Source organism: Chitinophaga filiformis (assembly GCF_900102545.1).
In the GTDB taxonomy this organism is placed as follows: domain Bacteria; phylum Bacteroidota; class Bacteroidia; order Chitinophagales; family Chitinophagaceae; genus Chitinophaga; species Chitinophaga filiformis.
The window spans coordinates 176875-199199 of sequence record NZ_FNBN01000002.1; the positions used below are offsets into that span (position 1 = coordinate 176875).

The 22325-nt window shown below is 48.4% G+C and carries 10 protein-coding genes; 5 read left to right on the plus strand and 5 right to left on the minus strand.

Annotated features, from left to right (window positions below):
• Positions 1–148: 148 nt before the first annotated feature.
• The 5 genes from BLR32_RS07465 to BLR32_RS07485 all read left to right on the plus strand — a co-directional run bounded on the left by BLR32_RS07465 (position 149) and on the right by BLR32_RS07485 (position 9411).
• Positions 149–1666, plus strand: coding sequence for a ferritin-like domain-containing protein (locus BLR32_RS07465; RefSeq protein WP_089830214.1), 1518 nt, complete (start codon positions 149–151; stop codon positions 1664–1666).
• A gap of 22 nt (positions 1667–1688) precedes the next feature.
• Positions 1689–4037 carry a hypothetical protein gene (locus tag BLR32_RS07470; RefSeq protein ID WP_089830216.1) on the plus strand — a complete coding sequence of 783 codons (2349 nt, stop codon included), beginning with the start codon at positions 1689–1691 and terminating at the stop codon, positions 4035–4037.
• Entirely contained in the window at positions 4037–5422 is a 1386-nt protein-coding gene (locus tag BLR32_RS07475; RefSeq protein ID WP_089830218.1) for a radical SAM/SPASM domain-containing protein, read from the plus strand. Before BLR32_RS07470 ends, BLR32_RS07475 begins: the two co-directional genes overlap by 1 nt.
• Before the next feature lie 12 nt (positions 5423–5434).
• A complete protein-coding gene (gene qhpG / locus BLR32_RS07480) occupies positions 5435–6907 on the plus strand; it encodes a flavin-dependent monooxygenase QhpG (RefSeq protein WP_089830220.1) in 1473 nt (490 codons plus the stop codon).
• A 149-nt stretch (positions 6908–7056) separates the two neighbouring features.
• On the plus strand, positions 7057–9411 hold the full coding sequence (locus tag BLR32_RS07485; RefSeq protein ID WP_089830222.1) for an ABC transporter permease: 2355 nt from the start codon (positions 7057–7059) through the stop codon (positions 9409–9411).
• Between the two features lie 168 nt (positions 9412–9579).
• Here the strand turns inward: BLR32_RS07485 and BLR32_RS07490 are convergent, their stop codons facing one another.
• The 5 genes from BLR32_RS07490 to BLR32_RS07510 all read right to left on the minus strand — a co-directional run bounded on the left by BLR32_RS07490 (position 9580) and on the right by BLR32_RS07510 (position 22191).
• The gene (locus BLR32_RS07490; protein ID WP_089830225.1) at positions 9580–11118 is read right to left on the minus strand and encodes a RagB/SusD family nutrient uptake outer membrane protein; all 1539 of its coding nucleotides are present in this window, start codon (positions 11116–11118) and stop codon (positions 9580–9582) included.
• Between the two features lie 21 nt (positions 11119–11139).
• Positions 11140–14238: a SusC/RagA family TonB-linked outer membrane protein gene (locus BLR32_RS07495; RefSeq protein WP_089830226.1), complete on the minus strand. Its 3099-nt coding sequence runs from the start codon at positions 14236–14238 to the stop codon at positions 11140–11142.
• Between the two features lie 474 nt (positions 14239–14712).
• Positions 14713–17250, minus strand: a complete 2538-nt coding sequence (locus tag BLR32_RS07500; protein ID WP_089830228.1) for a zinc-dependent metalloprotease — start codon at positions 17248–17250, stop codon at positions 14713–14715.
• 18 nt (positions 17251–17268) lie between these two features.
• Positions 17269–18639: a RagB/SusD family nutrient uptake outer membrane protein gene (locus BLR32_RS07505; RefSeq protein ID WP_089830230.1), complete on the minus strand. Its 1371-nt coding sequence runs from the start codon at positions 18637–18639 to the stop codon at positions 17269–17271.
• A gap of 12 nt (positions 18640–18651) precedes the next feature.
• Positions 18652–22191, minus strand: a complete 3540-nt coding sequence (locus tag BLR32_RS07510) for a SusC/RagA family TonB-linked outer membrane protein (protein ID WP_176842198.1) — start codon at positions 22189–22191, stop codon at positions 18652–18654.
• Positions 22192–22325 lie beyond the last annotated feature (134 nt).

Sequence of the window (22325 nt, forward strand, 5' to 3'; positions counted from 1 at the left end):
AATTGACCGGCTCATTCTAAGTACAATTACTGACAGACATAATAACTATTACAAACAAGTCATGTGCAACCGCAGTATTGCAGGTTAAGAACTCTATTATTGTTTCATTCCATACAGACTCACTAACTATTCTAAACACCTACTGATCATGCAACGTAATTTCGAACGTTACCTTGGACCCGTATTTAAAAGAGCGCAACTCAACCGCCTGCGGACAGAAGCACTAAAGTCCGCCCAGTTCACAGGAAAAGGCATTCAGCCAATGGAATACTCCACTTTCGAAAGCGATGAAGCGCCGATTTCCATTCCTCCTGAATTCAATGGCAAAGACTATGTTTCATTCCTCTTATGCATTGACGCGGAGATTGAGCATGGCCTGATGCTGCAATACCTTTACGCAGCCTATAGTCTTGGCGGACCACAGGTGCCGCCGGATTATCAGAAAGACATACGTAATGCACAGGAGGTGATCCTGGGTATTGCCAAGGAAGAAATGGGACACTTCATTTCCGTACAGAATGTCCTGAAACTGATTGGCGCACCCCTCCACTTCGAAAGACAGGACTATCCCTGGGATACGCCCTTCTATCCATTTCCCTTCAAGCTGGAACCGCTCACCTTAAATTCACTGGCGAAATATGTATATGCGGAAGCTCCTCAGAGCTGGCTGGACAGCGACGATGAATACGCCAAAGAAATAGTCAGTATCGTTAAAGAGGAAGTGCCACATCCTAATACCGTCAGTGCGTTATTTGAGGTACTGCTCAAGCTGATCAAAAATCCCGATGTTATTCCCGATGAAGCCTTCCAGGCAGAGACATATCCCTTCCAGGCAAAATTCGATGAATGGGGCCGCGGTTACAAGGGCGGACACCGGGGCAATACACTGGAGGGTTTACCCGGCACTCCCGATGTACTGGTGATGCCACTCGCCAGCAGGGATGATGCCTATAATGCCATCAATGAAATAGCTGAACAGGGAGAAGCTACCACAGAGGATACTAAACACCCTTCACACTTTGAACGCTTCCTCACTTTATATAAAACCCTTAAACAAATAGCAGCCGATTCCGGTGGCAACTGGTCCTTCTCCCGTAAACTGGCTGTCAATCCTGAAATTCCGTCTGCTGCTGATGATCCGGAATCTTCACCATCCGAAGGGCAGATCACCGACCCTACCGGTGAAGAACTGGACTACATTACCAATATAGAGGCACAGAACTGGGGCCACCTGTTCAATATCCGTTACCGGATGTTATTGAACTTCCTTACACACAGTTTTGTACTGGACAATGGCTACAACAATGCAGGCGCCATCTCTCCACGTGGCATGATCATCAATTCCACTTTCGGTGAAATGTACAATCTACGGAGTATTGCCACTGTCATGGTACAATTGCCGCTGCTGGAAGATCCTGGCACCATTGATACAAACACTAAATATGCGGGTCCGCCGTTCCTGGTACCGTACACCTTATCATTACCTACAGGAGAGCATAACAGGTGGCGTGCGCATAAAGACCTTATCCTGGCATCGGGGCCACTCATTCAAACCCTGCTAAATCAATCCAAAGAACAAAATCATCGTTACCTCTATTCACTGCTTGAAGCAGATGCGAAATTATTACAGGTAATAGAGGAGCTTACAAGCGTTTGCAACTGTTAACTAACCAGTAAAAACAAACCTTATGCAAATCCAAGAAATCCGTATCCTACCCCCGATAGCAATAGGCCGTCTGGGCGCTTCTCCGCTGCCAGTAGCCGCATATGATCTTGTCATTCCGGATAACAAACCGCTGGATTTCCGGCAGATAAAGCCTCAGCCTACGCTCACTGTCGATAATCTTTACAATACGGTCAGCGCCAGTGTACCAACCCAGATCGAATTCAAGGATCCGCCGCAAAGTGATGGCTATATTCGTCCCGTAGCGCCCTTCCTGGAACTCTTTGCCGTTACTTCCGACAATCCGGATATGCTCGTTCCGCTTACAGAAGCATTATTACAGCGTGCAGGCCTCACCCTGGATAATATCAGCTGGTCAGTTACCGTGGGCAACTTAAAATTATTCCGCAGAACAGGTGATGTAAAGGATAAGATCATTGCCACAAAGGATGACATCAAAGACTCTTATGTATACAAATTGGTTGGAGAATGTCAAAATTTCCACGATGGTAAAACGCTGCCCCTTGGTTCAGTGCAATTCATTAAACCATCAGACGACTTCCCCGGCTTGCGGCTCCGCTTCACACCAGCTGCCGGCAACGTATATGGTTCTTCCACAAAGAGAATAGAAAGTGAAGGCGCAGCAGCCACTGATGATCCGGTTATCACCAGTGAGCACCAGGTACTATATGACCCGGGTAAAGGCGGTTGGCAGGGATATACTGAGTCAGCTAAATTCAATCCCAACTATACCATGCCCGCACAGATATTTGCCGGTTACAGTACCAAACATGGCGACCAGGTAAGCTGGGGCTACCTTGATGATGAATGCGATGGTATAGTTACCGCTACCCTGCAACCCAATGACAACAGCCTCGCAACACTCACCGCTACTGCACATATAGTGGCTGGTCCGCCGGCATTTGCCCCGGATATCCTACCTATACGTGCCGTATCTGATGAACTGGAACAGATCATCATGGGTACAGAACCTGACAAGGAAGTGCCTATTGAAGTAGCAGAAGAAGTAGTCCGCCGCGCCTTTGAATCCATTACGCTCATGAACACAGCTGTCATGAACGGCAACCCCATTAATGGCAGGGAGAATGTGGCCAGCACCATGGTAAGACAGGACACCAACGACTTTGGCCGCCTGTTTGAACCTATTATGGCGAGTTCTATTGTAGACAACCTGGCCCTTCGCACCCTGCATGAAAGAGTCTTTAACGGATTAAGTACAGGAGCCGCCACCTGGTTTGCCTCCGCCCTCCGCAGGCCGCATAAGATCGGCGACCTGTCTGATACAGAGCGCCGCAAGATGCCAGGTCTTATGAGAGGCGCTGATGGAAGAGCGCTGACACTCACCCACCGGATGATCAACAGTGTGATACAGGCAGCATCCAATGCCATGTTCCAAGCTAGTGATGGCAATACGCCTCCTCCACCTGCACCGCCTGTTCCGGGGCAGCCGCTGAAAGCTGATGACCTCATTGCGCAATTACATTACCGTGGTGAAGGCAACCCATACAGCGTATTGCCAAGGGCTGCTATTTCCAACTGTTTCCCCGGACTCGAATTCGACTTCAGGAACTTATGGCGGCATACTTTCCAGAACGTTACCATGAGTGAAAATGATAACTATGTACTTGACGATACGACCGGCTTTAACCTCAAAGGCCGGCGACTGGTAGCGGTAAACGGACATCCTACCATGGTGCGTGGCGAAGGACCGGTATTCCCCGGAGGAGACAATGTCCATCTAACCACTACGGACAATCCGCATGGCGCTGCCTTTATGGAATGGTCCAACCTTATTGCCGGTTTTAAACTGACACCCGGACAAACCGTACAGGCGCAGTTCACCGCAGGTGAAGCCACGCTCCCGGTGCTGGTGAAAAAGGATGATCTGACTGATAAGACAAAATATCCGGAGTTTACATTGACGGTGAACAGTTATATGACGCCTGGTACCGCGGCACTGTCGCCCACAATCGTTAGTCCCGGAGAACTGACACACGGTCTCTGTGCTCCCTGGCAGAACGACTACCGCGAATGCGCCTGTTATTACTGGGCAGCCAGCCGGCCTGACTACGTGAATGTAGAACCAGGTGAAGATGGCCTCAGTCACGGCGATATGTGGCTGGCTAAACGGCGTACAGGGGAATATATACCCGACAATCGTACTGACTCCCGGCTCTTCTCTTATGATGATCTCTTCAGGGACTGGCAGGGAGAGCTCAGCTTCATTATCAACGGCCGCGATGCTGTAGCCTCACCTCCATACTCCGCATCAGGAGATACCGGCGGACAAAGTGATAAAACTGCTACACCCGGTACACAGGCGCATCCCAATCCTTCACTAATCGATAAATAATGGCTCCTGCTACTACACTACAACCAGGCGCTGATTCACTGGCAGTCATTGCCAGTGAATTGGCCTCCCTGATCAATAAGAAGTCAGTCCCGCGCTCTCCCCAGGTTCACCTGGTACCTACCGCCCACGATACCCAGTTGTTTGTTGCGAACGGCAGCCGCCTGCACAACATTTCTGCATCCACAGAAGCACGTATAGAGCAGCTACTGCAACAACAGGATGAAGCAGGTATCAGCAATGAACTGATCGGCCTCGGACTGGAAATGCCGCCCCTTATCAATGACGAACCACTGACAAGCCCTAAGATCTATGCACTGTCGCTGGCCATTGCCCAGAAATGTAACATGGGTTGTACCTACTGTTATGCTGACCAGGGCGACTTTGGAGGGCCTGTGAAAAACATGAACATCGATACCGCCCGGCAATCCATTGACCTCCTGTTGAAAGACTGTGAACCCGGCAGCAAGGTACAGGTTACCTTTCTGGGTGGCGAACCGCTCATTAACAGGAAGGCATTAAGAGAAACCACCGTATATGCCTTTGAGGAAGGGCGCCGGAAAGATGTACAGGTTAATTTCTCCCTGACCACCAACGGTACACTGCTGAAGGAAGATGATGCCGCATTCTTTGAAGAATATGGTTTCGCTGTTACCGTTAGTCTTGACGGCATCGGCGAACAACATGACCAGCTACGCCCGCTGAAAAACGGCGCCGGCACCTATCAACAGATCATTGAAAAGATCCGTCCCTTACTGACCACCCAGCGCAGGATGCAGGTCTCCGCCCGGGTAACAGTCACACCTGCTAATATGGATCTCACAAAAACGCTGCAGGAGTTTGTGGACATGGGCTTTCACAGCGTGGGCTTCTCTCCCTTGCTGCGTTCCAGCAGTGGTAAAGGTGAGATGTCAAAGGAGGACCTGGACAAAATGCTGCAGGGCATGATAGCCTGCGGGTTGCTCTTTGAACAGCATGTTATTATGGGGAAGCGTTTTCCTTTCCTGAACATGGTCAACGCCTTGAAAGAGATCGCCAAAGGTACTCACCGGCCCTATCCCTGTGGTGCGGGCGCTGGCTATATGGGCGTATCTGCTGATGGTGAATTATCCGCCTGTCACCGTTTTGTGAACGAACCGGCCGGCCATATGGGTGATCTTATTAACGGAATAAATCCTACCTTACAAAACGACTGGTTAGCAGCAAGACACGTGCATACCCAGGAACCCTGTCACCGGTGCTGGGCCAGGTATCTTTGTGGTGGCGGCTGCCATCATGAAGTACTCGAAAGAGGCCGTACCGCGTGCGACTACATCCGTGGCTGGCTGCACTACACGATGCAGGCCCACGAAAGACTTGCCAGACTGGCGCCCCATTGGTACAAGTAGCTATTTAAATACATGATGCCCCCGGAACAAACAACAGACGTGCTTATCATTGGAGCTGGCCCCGCAGGCACCTGCGCTGCATTACGCCTGCTCGCCCTCGGCCACAAAGTGGCGCTGGCAGAAAGTGAACCCTTTCCACGCCCACAGATCGGTGAATCCCTGTCGCCCGGCATCAGGAACATCTTTGACTACCTGGATGCGACAGACCTCCTTACCAATCGTAATTACCTCCACCAGCTGAACGCACAGGTGGTATGGGAAACTACTACCCCGCAAACGGTCAGCGCCGCACAACGTGGGCCCGGTGTAATGGTAGACAGAGGACAGTTTGACAAAGACCTGCTCGACCTGGCGGTGCAACGCGGCCTGCAGCTTTACCAGCCTGCCCGTTTTGAATCCTGCAAGCAGGTGGATGGCAGGTGGCAATCACAGCTCCGCCAGTATACACAACTCATTACCGTTGAGAGTAAGTTTATACTCGATGCCCGCGGACGCCGGGGCAACAATATGCAGGACAGGGTGCTTACCGCTCCCCCTACAATCGCAATATGGGGCCATTTACCGGCAGATGTCATGCCGGCTGATACATTAGTCGAGGCTACCGAAAAAGGCTGGATCTGGGGCTCTCCTACCCCCACCCGGCAATTCAGGGTCATTACCTTCACCGATCCACGGGAATTAAAGGGCAATACCGTTCCTGGCGTATTCCATCATCTGCTTTCCGGAACGCGATTTTTTCACAAAGCAGCTGACAGCTGGAAGATAAATGATCTGCAGACCTGTACCGTATTTACTTACGCACATACGTTCCCCTGGCAGGACAATTACCTCCGGCTGGGTGAAGCCGCTTTCTCCCTCGATCCGCTTTCTTCCACCGGTGTAGAAAAAGCCATGCGTTTCTCCCTGCAGGCAGCCATCGCGGTAAATACAATTCTCAAAACCGGTCATAAAGACATGGCACAGACCTTCTATGAAGACCGGATGATCGAATCCATCTGCAGTCATACTCACTGGACCAGCGCCTACTATGCACAGGCCTGGCCGGGACAGCAACGTGCTTTCTGGAAAGAAAGGTCCGTTCCGTTCATCGATCAGACACCGGCGCCAACAGCTTTCTACGAGCGACTCAGTCATAAATTCACCGCTCCAAAAGAAAAAGGGCCGGAGCGGCGGATCAATGTTCAACAGGAACTGCAACGCCTGTGGCATGAGCAGATACATCTTTCTTCAGCACTGATATTCAAAGAAACACCCTGTGTGATTGATGACGTACTACAACTCCGCACAGCTATCCAGCATCCCAACCTGGAACGTGAAATGGCCTACCTGGAGACAGTGGAGATATCTCCTTTGCTATCTGTAGCAAATAAGGAGGCTACATTTGGCGCTATTGTACAGGAATGGAGCAAAGTGTTGCCGTTCGAACAGGCTGTCCGTATCGCCTTCTTTTTGTGGGACAAAGACATCTTGTGTACCACCGCATAACAAAAGCGTCCGGAAATGGACGGAACTCATGCCGAAAGCGGACATTTAAACGGATTCACACACACGCAATTTATTGACTGTAAACATATTGGAAGGTGGCATTGGCTTTGTTTCCTATCCGGACATCCTCCACCTAAACGTAACCTTATATGTTCAGGAACTACTTTATCATCGCTATCAGACACCTGAGACGCAATCTTAACTATGCCACACTGAATATCATTGGGCTTACCCTGAGTATTGCCGCCTGTCTGATCATCTTTCTGATCACCAGGAATGAACTAACGTTCGACACCTATCACCGTAAGGCCGACAGGACTTACAGGGTTACAATGAATGCACTGGACTTCAATCCGAGTGTATCTCTCGCCATTGCTCCTGCTATGCGCAGCGCTTTCCCTGAACTGGAAAACGTTTCCCAATACTGGCACCGTTATGATGGTCTTGTAAAAGTGGGCAACGAACGTTACATGGAGAAAGATTATTCATTTGCCGACGGTTCATTTACGAACATCTTTGATTATGAGTGGTTGTCCGGTAATCCGCAAACTGCACTATCGGCGCCTAATACGGTCGTTCTGACCGAAAGTGTCGCCCACAGGTATTTCGGTAACCAGAATGCCCTGGGTAAAACATTCCAGCTTGACAACAGGTATCTGCTGACAGTAACCGGCGTTATCAAAGACTTACCTCCCAATACAAGTACGACCTTCGGTTTCCTCGCATCCTTTGCTACAGTTGAAAAAGAGATGAAAGATGCCATGAGCGAGTTCTATGCCATCGTGGGCGCCAATACCTTTGTCGTCGTTCCTCCTCACTATGATATTAAAAAGATTGAAAGCCGTTTACCCGGTTTTATCAAACAGAACTGGGGCGCAGCCATTGCGGCAGAAGCTAAACTGCTGATGCAACCCCTGAATGAGGTCCATTTTGATCAACGTTATATACAGAGTACAACCACCTCGCGCAATACTTACCGGGCACTGATCGCTATTGCGATCTTTATCATTGTGACAGCCTGTATCAACTTCATTAACCTGGCCACTGCACAGGCTATGAAACGCGCCAGGGAAACCAGCGTCAGAAAAGTGCTCGGTGCCCATCGCTTTCAGCTCATACGGCAATTCCTGGGTGAAACCAGTGTACTGGTGCTCACTACGGTGGTACTGGGCCTTGGTATAGCCTACCTCGCACTGCCACAGGTGGCATCCTGGCTGGATGTACACATCGGCATCGCACAGTTAAATCAGCCGCTGGTATACGTATTGCTGGCTGCACTCACGCTCATCATTATTTTACTGGCAGGACTATATCCTGCGTTTGTACAATCCTCATTTCAGCCTGCCGTCAGCCTGAAAAGCACCACCGGTCAATCATCCCGTGGCTTAACCCTGCGCAAATCGCTGGTATTCGTCCAATTCCTGGTATCACAGGTACTGATCATCGGCACATTGGTGGTGGCCAAACAAATGGACTTTTTCAAAAACCAGGATCTCGGCTTTAATAAAGAAGCCGTGATCTCTTTCGGCATTCCCGATGGAACAAAACGGGAAGTACTGGAGCAGCAACTGAAGGAGAATACCGGCATTAAAGAGATGTCCTTTTCAACAGGCGCGCCGTCTTACAATCAGAATTTCGCCCCTTTCTCCTGCCCGGAGAGAGGCATTACAAAAGATGATGTAGTGGAGTTGAAATTCGTCGATGAGCATTTCATGAAGATGTTTGACATGAAGATGCTGGCGGGCGAAGGCATTACTCCCGCAATACGTAAAGATTCCGTTCCCCGTGTAGTCGTTAACGAGGCATTGATCCGGAAACTCGGCATTGCACGTCCTGAAGATGCGCTTGGCCTCATCATTACGCAGGGCCGGGGAAAACTGGAGATCAAGGGCGTAGTCAAGGACTTTCAGAGTGAATCCAAACACAAGGAAAAAAGACCCTGTATCCTCTTTAACAATCCGCGTGCGTTTAATACCATCAGCGTAAGACTGTACCCACAGCATATGCCAGCCACCATTGCCCGCATAGAAAAAGGCTGGTCAGCGCTTTTCCCGGATGATCTCTTTGCCTATGAATTCCTGGACGACCATATTGCTGCGATGTACAAACAGGAGCAGAAACTCTATACAGCATACAGGCTGTTCTCCGGACTGGCCATTATCATCGGTTGTCTGGGACTATATGGCCTGGTGGCATTCGCTGCTGTTCAGCGCAATAAGGAGATTGGGATCAGGAAAGTATTGGGCGCTTCCATTCCGGATATTGTCGTATTATTCGGTAAGGAATTCATGTTACTGATTGCACTGGCATTCCTGGTAGCTACGCCGCTGTCTTATTACCTGATGTACAACTGGCTGGGCAACTTTGCCTATCATATTTCGCTCAGTGCAGGCATCTTTATCGTGGCTATTGTGACCTCGGTGCTGATAGCAGCTGTAACCATTGCTCATCAATCTATTAAAGCGGCTTTGTCCAGTCCTTTGAAGAGCCTGAGAACAGAATAACATAAAAAATCATAAATACAAGAACGAGAGGACGGATCAAAAATAAACGAACGTCTTCAGAATCGTCTAAATGACTACCTGATTCCATCGGGTACCCGTATAAAGAGAGCCTGCATCATACTTTTGATACAGGCTCTCTTTATTTAGGCTTGTATTTGCTACAAACATTTACTGCCAACCCGGCGTCTGCCTGAATATCTTATTACCATAAGCAGCCGCTATATCCATCTCTGACTGCGGCACCGGCCACAAAGTATCACGCAGAGGGAATTTCCTCGGCGACCCACTGGGATCTTTTAATGTAGGAATAATAATCCTGTCAGTTCCCCAACGTTTCAGATCAAAATACCGTTGCCCTTCCATAGCAAGTTCAATCCTTCTTTCATGACGGATAGCGGTACGCATAGCATCTTGTGAAAGCCCTACAGGCAATACCGGCATTCCAACACTGGGCCGTGTACGTATTGCATTCACAGCCTCATACACACTCCCGTCGGCTCCTGCAATTTCGTTCTGTGCTTCTGCATACATCAGCAATACATCTGCATAACGCAGATACACCCAGTCCTGATCACTCTGTGTACCGATGGCGGTTGCGCGGGTAGAATCAATACCTTTTTTATTCAGAAAACCAGATGAAGCACCAACAACAGCAGGATCAAAAGCAATCCCTCCTTTGTACAATACACCAGGCACTAATATAGTAGCCAGTAATCGCGGATCTCTGTTGTTATATGGGTGAGCCGGATCATATAAAGAAGACGTCGTAATAGGCTGACCATCGATGCATTCATAATCATTTACGAGGTACCCCAATGGCTGAAAGCTGGCGCTGTAAGTATACAGGTATTCTGCCGGGCTATAGGCATTTGGCACCTGGTAACGACCAGAGAACATAATTTCCGGATTATTATCCTGCCCCGGTTTCAGGAACAATTTACGGTAACCACCTGTATACAAACTGAAGCGGCCCTCTGTCATGATCGTTCTGGCCGTAGCAGCTGCTTCCTGGAAGTTGTGGACAGTAAGAAATACCTTCGTAATATATCCAAGGGCAGTACCTCTTACTACATGTCCTTTGTAAGCAGTATTCGGCAGATTAGCCGCAGCAAAACGGAAGTCGCTCATTACTGAGTCGAGCACCAATGCTTTCGGCGATCTACCCAGTTGATAAGATGCCGCATCCTTTCCCAATGGTTGAAAGGTCAGTACCACATCACCATACAACTGCGCCAGCAGGAAGTAATAGTATCCACGCATGAACCTGACCTCAGCTATATAAGTATTCTTTTCTGTATCGTCCATCGTTACATTGCCAATATTAGCCATGAAGACATTACAGGCTTCTATGGCCCTGTACGAGGTATTGTAAGCATCAGATTGAATGGTACCGGTTGTAGGTTCTATAGAACCATTAGCAACATTTGAAAAGGCGCCACTGTATGCATTGTCTGTCAGCGTTTCCCAATACGGTGTACCTGCTCCCCAACCCTGCCCTGTATTGTTGGCATTGGTATAATTATATCCCTGTATCAGATAACTGTAAATGGCCGTCAGCGCCTGATCAGCATCAGCTTTCGTTTTCCAGAAAGTGCCTGATGACTGCTGGTCCAGCGGATTACGGTTCAGAAAGTCCTTGCCGCAACTATCGAATAGTATGATCATTACCGGCAACAGGATGATCCAGTATTTTATGTTGTACTTCATTTTTCGTAAGATTAAACTGTTTTAGAAAGCTGCTTTAATACCAAAAGCAAATACCTGGTTCTGCGGATGCGATACAAATCTTGTGTTGTTTGAAACCCTTTCCGGATCAAGTCCTTTGAACCCGGTGAAAGTGAGCAGGTTATCACCCGCAAAGAATACACGCAGGCTACTCAGGGCCACCCGTTTTACCAGAGACGCAGGTAATGTGTATCCTAACTGCACGTTCTTAAGTCGTAAAAAGGAAGCGCCTTTCAGATAATAGGTAGATGCAGTGCCGATATTACTGCTGGCATCTCCCTGTCCGGTAATGTAGATCAAAGGCATATTAGTGCTGGGATGTTCCGACGTCCATGCATTCAGCCAGTCTGTTGTTGGAGGAGATCCCTGGTTAAAGGGCTGCACACCCCAACCATTCACAAACAGTTTCTGTCCGTAGGAACCATACAGGAAAACAGAGATATCAAAGTTCTTCCAGGAAGCGCTGGCATTGAAGGAGTAATCAAACTTTGGGAACACACCCGGCACAATCACCCGGTCACTGGCGTTCACTGTATCGTTACCAGTAACATCTTTGAACTTCAGATAGCCTGGTTTAGGATTATATTGCTGAATGGGAGATCGTGCAACTTCATCGGCCGACTGGAAGATACCTGCATACTCATAGAGGTAAAAACTGCCATAAGGCTGTCCTTCCTGGATGATGGTGTTGTTCCCGGTATTGATAGAAGGTGCACCAAACTTGATGACCTTGTTTTTATTTGTCTGAAAAGTGGCTCCCGCTGAAAACCTGACATTGCCTATGTTGTCTGTATACTGCAAGGAAGCTTCCAGGCCCGTATTCTTCATTTTACCCTGGTTAAGAGTAGGCGCATTCAAACCCAGGTAGGCCGGGATCAAAGGCGTATACAGGATGTCATAGGTCAGTTTATTATACCAGTCTATAGTGACATCCAACTTATTGAACAGCGTCATATCTGCTCCAACATCAAAGATACGCGTGGTCTCCCATTTGATGTTCGCATCTACCAGCCCATTCTGCGCCACCCCTGAATTCAGTCCATTACCTGAAAATGAATAGGCATAACCGGTATTGGGATTGTAGGCATTCTGAGTGGTGTATACATCCTGGTAAGGGTAATTACCGATGTTCTGGTTACCCAACTTCCCCCATGAGCCACGTAGCTTCAGATTATTCAGCCATGCAATGTTATGAAGGAAGTTCTCACGTGTGAGCACCCAACCTGCGGAAACTGAGGGGAAAAGCCCCCAGCGGTTATCAGGAGGGAAACGAGAGGATGCATCATAACGTGCATTGACTTCCAGCAGGTATTTTTCATCGTAATCATAATTCAGTCTTCCGTAATATGAACGCAAGGCCCATTCTGCCGAAGTGCCTGTTGCAATCTGGGAACCTGCAGGACCAGCATTCAACTCATGCAGACTATTGCTGGGGAAAGGCGTATTACGACTGCCTACCATTCGTTGCGATTTGTTGTACTCTGCCTGGGTACCGACGAGCAGCTTAAAATTATGTTTATTGATTGCCTTCGTATAGGTGAGCTGCGTATACCCAACCGGGTAAACCATGTTACTGTCTGTCACTACCAGGCCCTGCCCATTTACGTCCAGCGGACGTTCCGGAAGATCGTTTGGCTTTGCGAACCAGTTATACTGGCTGATCACAGGCTTGAAATCATACACCTTGTTGAAATTGAAGTTAAGCCCTCCACTTGTTCTCCATTCCAGTCCTTTCAGCAGACGAATATTCAGAAAGAGACTACTCTGCAGAAAGTAGTCATTACTGTTCACCAGCGCATTCTCTGCAATAGCCACAGGGTTTTTATTAGGTGTCTGCACACTGGGATACACAGAGTTCACATAACGGCCGCTGCCATCCGGCAGTTTAGGTCCGTACATCGGCGATTGAGAAAGCGTAGACAGGAACATATCCTGGCTACCCCTCGAGGCATATGTTCTCTTTCCGTAATTGAGTGTAACACTGGAACCAAAAGTAGCCCACTCATTGATCTTCGAATTCAGGTTAAACTGCAGGTTATACTTCTTGTACGAAAAACCTATCATGATATCCGGCTGATCTACATAGCCAATGCCTATGTTATATACAGTTCCGTTACTACCACCTGTCATGCCGATATGATGGGTATGCACCTGTACAGTTCTCATAACGGCGTCCAGCCAGTTGAAATTAGGATACCGGACGGGATCAGACGGATTGGTATAAGCAGCAATCATCTCCGGAGTAAAGCGGTTGCCGTAACCTGAATTCGCAGCCGCCACATTGTACATCTGCATATACTGTGCAGAGTTATAGATCAGGTTATCAGGTAAAGCCGTGGGTTTGGTGATACCGATACTGTAGTCGTACGACAACTGAAACCGCCCTGCTTTGCCTTGTTTGGTGGTCACCAGCAACACACCATTCGCTGCCCTTGTACCATAAATAGCAGCAGATGCAGCATCTTTCAAGAGCGTCACTGACTCTATATTTTGTGGGTCAAGCACAGTAAGATTTCCTGGTAAGCCGTCCACAATTACCAACGGACTGCTCCCTGCCGAGCTATAAGTACCCAGTCCTCTTACCCGCAGTACAGAGCCTTCATTACCCGCTTCACCCGAACCTTGCGTGAGGGATAGCCCGGGCATTTTCCCCTGTAGGAGTTGTACAGGATCTGTCGCAATCCTTTTATTCAGTTCGGCGCCATTCACGGAGGCAATAGCCCCTGTCAGGTCACTCTTCTTCTGCGTACCATAACCTACTACCAGTACTTCGTTCAATCCCTTACTGCTTTCAGCCAGTGAAATATCTATCTGCTGACGGCCATTGACAGGGAGTTCCTGTGTCTGAAAACCAATAGCGGTAATTACCAGTGTAGCATTGGCAGGCACGTTTGCGAGGGTGTAACGGCCCTTATCATCTGTAGATGTTCCGGTATTAGCGCCTTTTACTCTTATAGTAACACCGGGAACGGGTTGCTTATCGCTGTCGCGGATGATTATTCCGCTTATTGTCCGTACCTGGGCATTAACTGCCGTCCAGGTGAACATTAGTGTAATGCACAGGAGTAATAGCCTGATGCGAGGTCTGTAAGCATTAATCATAACGTATGGATTTAAGTGATGAAAGACATGTTTACCGGATCAACAGCTGCAATAAAAGACAGTCACAGGGTAATATTTATCAGAAGTGCAAACGTTTGCATATAAGTACCTGATTTTAACGCGGGAAATGGGATAACGTGCCGTAAAGTCGGGTGATTGTTGTTACTGACGAGCTACAGGTATGATACCGGATACGAAAGAATCAGTTATTGGGTTAAATAGCTCTCATAATTTTCTCCAATACAGGTACTTTTTTCACTTTTTTGAAAGAAGCTGGCGAACAGTACTGAGGTAATACTGCGTCTTATGGATAATTAAATAAAAACAGGCTATCGCGAAAGTTCGGACAGCCTGTTTTTATCATGATGTATATGTGTGCCTTTACCATTCAAGAGGTTGCACCCCGCGCTGCAAATACATCGCTCCTACGAAGCTCAATGCAACGGTGTATACCTCTTATGGTTAGTTATACTATCAGAACTTCAATTCCTTCTCGCCCATCTTCTTGATCTTCACATTCAGCTCTTTCAAATGCCGCTGGGTTTCTTTATCCATACGCGGGTCCGCCTGATACCGGGCAATCAGTTGTTGTTCTTTCAACAGCACTGATTTTACAATATCACTCATATCTGTCAGGTAGTAAGAATACATCTGGTTCATAGCATTGAATGCCTGATCCATATTATCATTGGGATACACCATGTCCAGCAGCTTGTTAATATAGATCTTCTGCAAGTTACGCCTGTAGAAGCTTACGCTTTTACCTGCATACAGCTCTTTGAAGACCATCTTGTCCATATCCTCCAGCAATTCCTCCACGGTATATGTCTTTGTTTCCTTGTCATCATACTGTGCCCCCAGCATGGAAGTCAGGCGCATACGGTTCAGCAGTCCGTTTAGGGCTGAGCGATACATATCAGTGATATCTATACCAAACTTGTCAGGTATCCGCTCCATAAGAGGTTTTTCATTCAACCATTCAGGTACAGTAAAGAGCTCTCTGTCCAGGAATGCCATGGCATCTTTCTGACGTTTATATTCCACCTGCTGATATACTGGTCCCGGCTGACTGCCCACCTTCTCGTTGTGATACTGTCCGCCGATGCTCTTCATCACATGCCCTACATAGGTCACATACTGATTGTACACTGCCGACAGCATCTCGCGCATATTGGTGACATCCTTTTCTGGCTCATAGGTCCATTCGCCCAGGTGTTTGATGATCCGTTTCAGGTTCATGATACCATAAGTACTTGCCTTCACTGCATCGTCTCCCAGGTCTTCATTCTGGCTACGGGGATCCAGTGGTTCCATCTCATTGCCAAACCAGAGCCGCCTGTTCTTCAGACTATCTGTTACTATCGCGGTCAGCGCCTTCTGTTCTTCCCACTCGTCTTTAAAACCGGGACGCCATTTGTATCCCCATTCAATGGCCCACTTATCATAATCATTGATACGTGGATACAAGCCGGCGCGGCTGATATTGTCTTCCGGCTGAGCCACATAGTTGAAACGGGCATAGTCCATAATGGAAGGCGTATGTCCATACTTCTCTACCCAGGCCTTGTTGCGCAGGTTCTCTACCGGAACAGTAGAACTGGAACCGAAATTATGCGCCAAACCCAGTGCATGTCCCACTTCATGGGAGGATACAAAACGGATCAGCTCTCCCATCAGTTTATCGTCAAACACCAGCTTCCTGGCGCCGGTATCTACGGCAGCACACTGCACGAAATACCATTTCTGTAACAGCGACATCACATTATGATACCAGAACACATGGCTTTCCAGGATCTCACCGGAACGGGGATCGGTTACACTGGGACCCATCGCATTTGCAATAATGGAAGGACGATACACGATAGCAGAGTGCCTTGCATCTTCCAGGCTCCAGGTACTGTCTTCCTCACGGGAAGGTGCTTCCCTGGCATAAATAGCATTTTTGAAACCTGCTTTCTCAAAAGCTGCGCTCCAGTCATTTACCCCCTGTATCAGGTAAGGCACCCATTTCTTAGGCGTTACCGGGTCAATATAGAATACGATTGGCTTGGCAGGTTCTACCAGCTCGCCCCTCTTATATTTCTCCACGTCTTCCGGCTTAGGTTCCAGTCTCCAGCGGATAGCATAAGTAGTATTTGCCACTCCCTGCGGATGGGCGTCAAAGTCCCTGTGCGTAACAGAGAAAAAGCCTACACGTTTATCCTGTAAACGGGCGCGCAGCGGTGTTTCCGGCAGCAATACCATGGATGAATTCAGCTCCACACTGTAATTGGAGGAAGTAGGATTCCTGCCCGCGCTGTATGTTTTAAAAGCACGTACTTCCAGGTTGGTAGTATAAGGATGCACATACTTGATATAACTACGGTCATTCTGTTGCGCCCCCATACCTGCACGGTCTTTAAATGCCTGTTTGGAAAAGTAAAATACCTCATTATCGCTGTTGAGGAACTCACCCATATTCAGCACAGCCGCAGTTGAATCAGGGTTGTAGGCCACGACAGGGAAAACTGCCGCAATGGCCTGCACGTTGTTCTTTTGTACACTTGCGTACATAGCTTTGGTACTGTCGCCGGTATATTCCGTAAAAGAGATCCTGCGCAGGTAGAGTTTATTGCCTCTGCCCCGCTCGAAACGGTATACGCCCTGTCCGATATCATCGCCTACCAGGCCCCATATGCCATTACGCATATCCACAGAGGCTTCGGCCACACGGTTCACGATCAGGATGTCTTTACCCATCAGGGAAAACGGCACTTCAAAGTAGTAGTCATCTTCTTTGGAATGCACAGTAATAAACCCTTTGGAGGTATGCATATCGCTGGTGATCACCTCACTGTATTTCTTCAGTTTGGGAGGTTCCGGCTTCTTGCCGGTACTATCAGCTTTTACTTCCGCAGCAGGAGCTGCATTGTCCTTTTTGTCTTTCTTCTTTTGTGCTGTCACGTGTACAGACGCGGCCAGCATGGCGCATGACAACAGCCATGCCCCCGGGCTAGATTTTAATCTTAACATATGCTTTGTTAGTGTTTTTTACCTTGGATTTTGTGAGATCTCGGGATTGAATTGAATATATGTTGTAGCGATAGGAAATACATACCGGTTACTGTTTGGCTCCAGCGTATAGGTCTTACCCAGGTAAGTACGTGTAAGCGTTGTGGCAAAAGCCGGCTCCAGGTTCAGTCGCTTCTGATCAAACCAGCGAAGGCCGGTGCCCATCAGCTCCCGGCGACGTTCTTCCAGTACCAGGCGTAAGGCCTGCTCCGGTGTTGCTGCAGCCAGATCTGTATAGGCATCCGCTGTAAAGCGATTGACACGTAATGCTTTCAACAGTGCCAAAGCCTCCGCCGTCTTACCATCACGGGCATCACATTCAGCCCTTATCAGCATCATCTCTGCCACACCTGGCCCTGTCCATGCACCTGTAGTGGTCAGCATGGGGCGCCAGAATCCTCTGCCTGTAAAAGGTGCCCAGGCATACGCTGAGCCATCGGCAGTAAATATGCTATACCGGAGATCTCCTGCAGTAAAGAGTTGCACTAATGCAGGATGCAGGGCATACACTTGCCCCATGGCACGCACCTCTTTTGCCAGCATCACCTCAGGATCCTGGTACAGGAGCGGTAAGGCGATTACATTGTCAACATACTTCCGCAAGTCAAGCAGCGTTGATTGCCTTGCCAGCGCACTGTCTGCATATCTTGCTGCATTTGGATAGTCCGCCATATAAAGAGCAGCACGCGCCAGCAAGCCATAAGCAGCGGTAGCAGATGGCACCATGTTGATGATGGCATGATCGGGCAATGCAGGAATAGCCACTTCCAGGTCTGCTTTCAACTGGTCGTACACCGCTTGTACCGATGCCCTGTTCAGTGATGCATATAAGTCTGGCTTCAGTAACACCGGCACACCGGGATCAGTAGCAGCAGTTGCTTTATTATAATGTTTCGCATAACTATTCACCAGTATCAGGTAAGCGTATGCGCGGTGTACCAGCGCTTCTGCACGTATGCGTTCTTTCTGCGCCGCAGTGCCGCCTGCACTGCCAGGCACACCTTCAATGATCTGGTTGCAGACATAGATCTGCTTGTAAAACCTGGACCAGTCTGGATCGTCTCCCTCTCCTACAAACGAGACTGCCCAGCTATAGACCGCTCCCTGTACTTTGTTCATATTCGCTTCAAAGTTGGCATCGCTAACGCCATAGTCGTCAGATGCATACGCAGGGAATGAAGCAGAAGGCTGGAAGTCTGTTGTATTATATAACAGCTGCTGATAGTCGCCTGTGTTCACCAGCGCCCTTTTTCCAATGGGTGAGACCTCCACATAATCCCTGCACCCTGCGCTCCAGCACAATAATGCGCCACCCAGCACGAAATATATTAACCTGTTTATGATAGACATGATCTGTAAGGATTAAAATGAAACAACGAAATTGAAGGTGTAGGTAGGTGAAGGCTTCATACTGCCGAAGTTGTTCTCCAGCAAATACATAGGATCAATCCCGTCCTTATTCTTGCGCCATATGACACCGAGATTACTCACCGTAGCACCCATAGTCAGGCTCCTGATGAAGGGCCAGTTTCCAATGATACGGGAGCCTGCCATATAATTCAGCGAGATCTGCTCCAGGCGTGCATGCGAAGCGCTGATCACATTGATGTCTGCATCCGCATAGCGGGATAGACTGGTAAAATTGGAATGGATCACGCCGGGAATATTGGTATACGCTTCATCACCGGGTTTCCGCCAGCGGCGTACCAAAGCCTTCGAAGTACCCAGGAATCCCGGCGCATTACCACCTTCCGGATAAAGCCCTGGCACCACATCCTGCTTCATGATGTTATGTCCCATATAGAAGACCATGCGTGCAGAAAAGCTCAGCTGCTTATAGCGTATTAAATGCATAAACCCTCCGAATACCGGTGGTGTTGAACGTCCTTTATACACCCGGTCTTCGGGTTTTACTATTTCGCCGTCAGTAGACGTCAGGATCTTATCAGCACTATTGTAGATCAGCGACTGTCCTTCCTGGTCCAGCCCGGCCCATCTCAGCGCCGTCAGGTAGTCAACCGGGCGCCCTGCCACGGGCGAACCACTTTCCAGCGTACCGGTATTCACGCCAAAACGTGTATCAGTGACCTTATTGGTATTATAAGCGAGATTGAAGCTGGTGCTATATCCCCAGCTTTTTGTACGTATGATATTCGCATTGATACCGAACTCAAAACCATGACTGTTCATGGATGCAGTATTATACAGCAATGAGGTCCAGCCGTAGGTGGCATTGTAAGGCAATGCGGCCAGTATACCGGAAGAACGTTTACGGTAAATATCAAATGTGATATTGAGCAAACCATAAAGGATATCCGCATCAATACCTCCATTCAACGTGGCTGTTGTTTCCCAGCCCAGGTCCTGGTTACCCGGTGTACCGATGCTGGAATATGCCAATCCCGTCATAGGATCGGCAGGCATGATATTTACAACAGGGTAATTGGAACCACTGGCAGGCGCAGTACCTGCTGTACCATAGGTAAGTCGCAGGGCCAGTCCTGTCAACCATTTCTTTGCAGGCATGAAGTTCTCTCTTCCGATATCCCATTTCAGCCCGGCAGACCATAACGGAATAGCCCTGTTACGGCGTTCTATGCCCAGCATACTGAAATCATCGAAACGTACACTACCTGATAAGAAATACTTTTCGTACAGGGAATAGTTGCCGTTAGAAAAATAAGAGAGGTAACGTTTAATATCTGACATCAGCGCTCCGTCAGCATATCCCAGTGTGCGTGTTCCAAAAAAGAAGGTCCTGTAAGGCACTGTAGGATTCCAGGCCTGCGCCGACCCAGTATTGGGATCATATCCATATTGCGTTTGCCGGTAGCCTTTTGACTTTGTTTCACGGATGTCTGCACCAGCAAGGAAATTAATATGATGAATGCCCTTCCAGTGTTTATCTATATTCAATTGTCCCCTTACACCATAATCACTTGACCAGGTATTGGTATGCCTCACAATATCGCCTATCGGGATCCCATATACCAGTTTACCGTTCTGGATAGAGGTGGCTGTATTCAGCAGATCCCTTGTGGCGTAGCTGTTCAGTTCATCTATCAGCTCGATCTCCTGAGAGCTGCGCTGGTACATGCCTGACACTTGCAGGTCTGCCCACGAAGTGAGACGGGTAGTCAGCGATGCCTGTATACGGGTAGTCTGCTTTAGAAAACGGTTGTTAGAATAATTCAGCTGTTCAACAGGACTGTAAGTCCACGGTAGCAGGCCTAATCCCCTCAGACTGTCTGCCACTTCCGGCTTGAACATAATACTGTAATTCTTCGGCTGTCCGTGCTCATCTACCACAAGATCATAAGGGCGCAAACCAAAGCCGCCGGGGTTCAAAGCGTTCAGTGCAGCGGTATTCACCACACTGTTTGAATGAGTGTAATTGATCCCGGTAGACAATTTCACTCTACCATCCAGCAGGTCTGTAGTGAAATTACTGTTCACGAAATAGGCACTATTCTGATTGCCTTTGAACACAGGCAGGTTTTTGGAATAGTTACCAGACATATAATAGCTGGTGTTCTTTCCGCCGCCGGTAACAGACATATTATACTGTTGTGTTACCGCCTGACGCAAGAGGTACTCCCTCAGCTGGGACTGGTTGTTTGTATTAGCCAATTTTTCCAATGCCTCGTCCCGCTGCTGTGGCGTGATATCACCACGCTTGCCCAAAAACATATATCTCACTGCTTCACTTGGATTCGTATAACGCCAATGCGTAAAAGGGTCCTGGTAAAAGTTGGCATCAAACATCTCCTTTTCAAAATCAATGTACTCCCGGCTGTTCATAGCATTCATGTTCTTCATGTTTGCAGGCGCCGCAATACTGATTGTTCCACCCAGGCTAAGCGTTGTCATGTCACCTTTCCTGCCCTTCTTTGTTTCCACCACGATCACACCATTTGCTGCGCTTGATCCCCAGATGGAAGTAGCAGCAGCATCTTTCAGGAAGGTGATACTTTCAATATCTGCAGGGTTAAAGGCATTTAACACATCATAACTTGTTCCTGCCTGATCGCCCAGCAGTGGTGTATACCCCGGACGTAAAGCCAGGTTCTGATCGATGGCAGGGAAACCATCAATGATGATCAGCGGGGGGCTATTACCGAAGTTGTTCACTCCTCTGATCTGGATACGGTTGTTACGGATGTCAAAACGCACACCGGGCACCTTTCCTTCCAGCCGCTTCATGATATTGATATCCGGCGTCTCTTCCAGTTCCCTTGCGGTAATTAAGGAATAAGCACCGGTAGTAGCCGATTTTTCAATCTTCTGAAAACCTGTGCTGATCACGACACCCTTCAACTCCCGCTGCTGCGGCGTCAGGGAGATCGTCACCTTCACATCTTTATCAGTCACCACAATCCTTTTCTGTGCCGGCAAAAAGCTCAGGTGCCTTACTTCGAGTGTATAGTTACCCGGCGGTACTGCCGCCATAATAAAGGAGCCATCTTCTTCAGAGAGTGTACCTCTGTCTTCCGTAGGTAGCAGACGTACAACAGCTCTCGCCACCGGTCTTCCTTTTTCATCGGTAATAATACCCGATACGGCGGGAATCTTCATTGGCAATACATAAGGCACCTTGTCCGGCAGAATCTTCCTGGATATAATGATCGTTTTATTCTCAATGGAATAATCCAGCGGTTGATCGTCCAGTGCTTTTCTGAGAAAGGACTCCAGCTCCAGATTTTTGACTGTCAGGGTCACACGTTTGGTCTTTACCAACAGTTCCTGGTCATAGAACACGACGTACCCGGTTTGCTGTTTAATGACTTTGAACACCTGTTCAAGCGGAGCATCTTTACAGGTATAGGTAATACTTTGCGAATGGCTGGTTTTTGCGCTTGCCTGCAGAATGCAGACCAGCAACAACATGGTTGATAATCGCATAACACGTAGGGTTTGGATCAATAACCGGTAGTCCTTCCGGACGGGCATAGGCTTCCCCTGCCGGTTACAAGAAGCTTGAAAAATCATACTTTTGTACTGGTTGTGGTTGATAAATAAAATAAGCGTCTGACGAA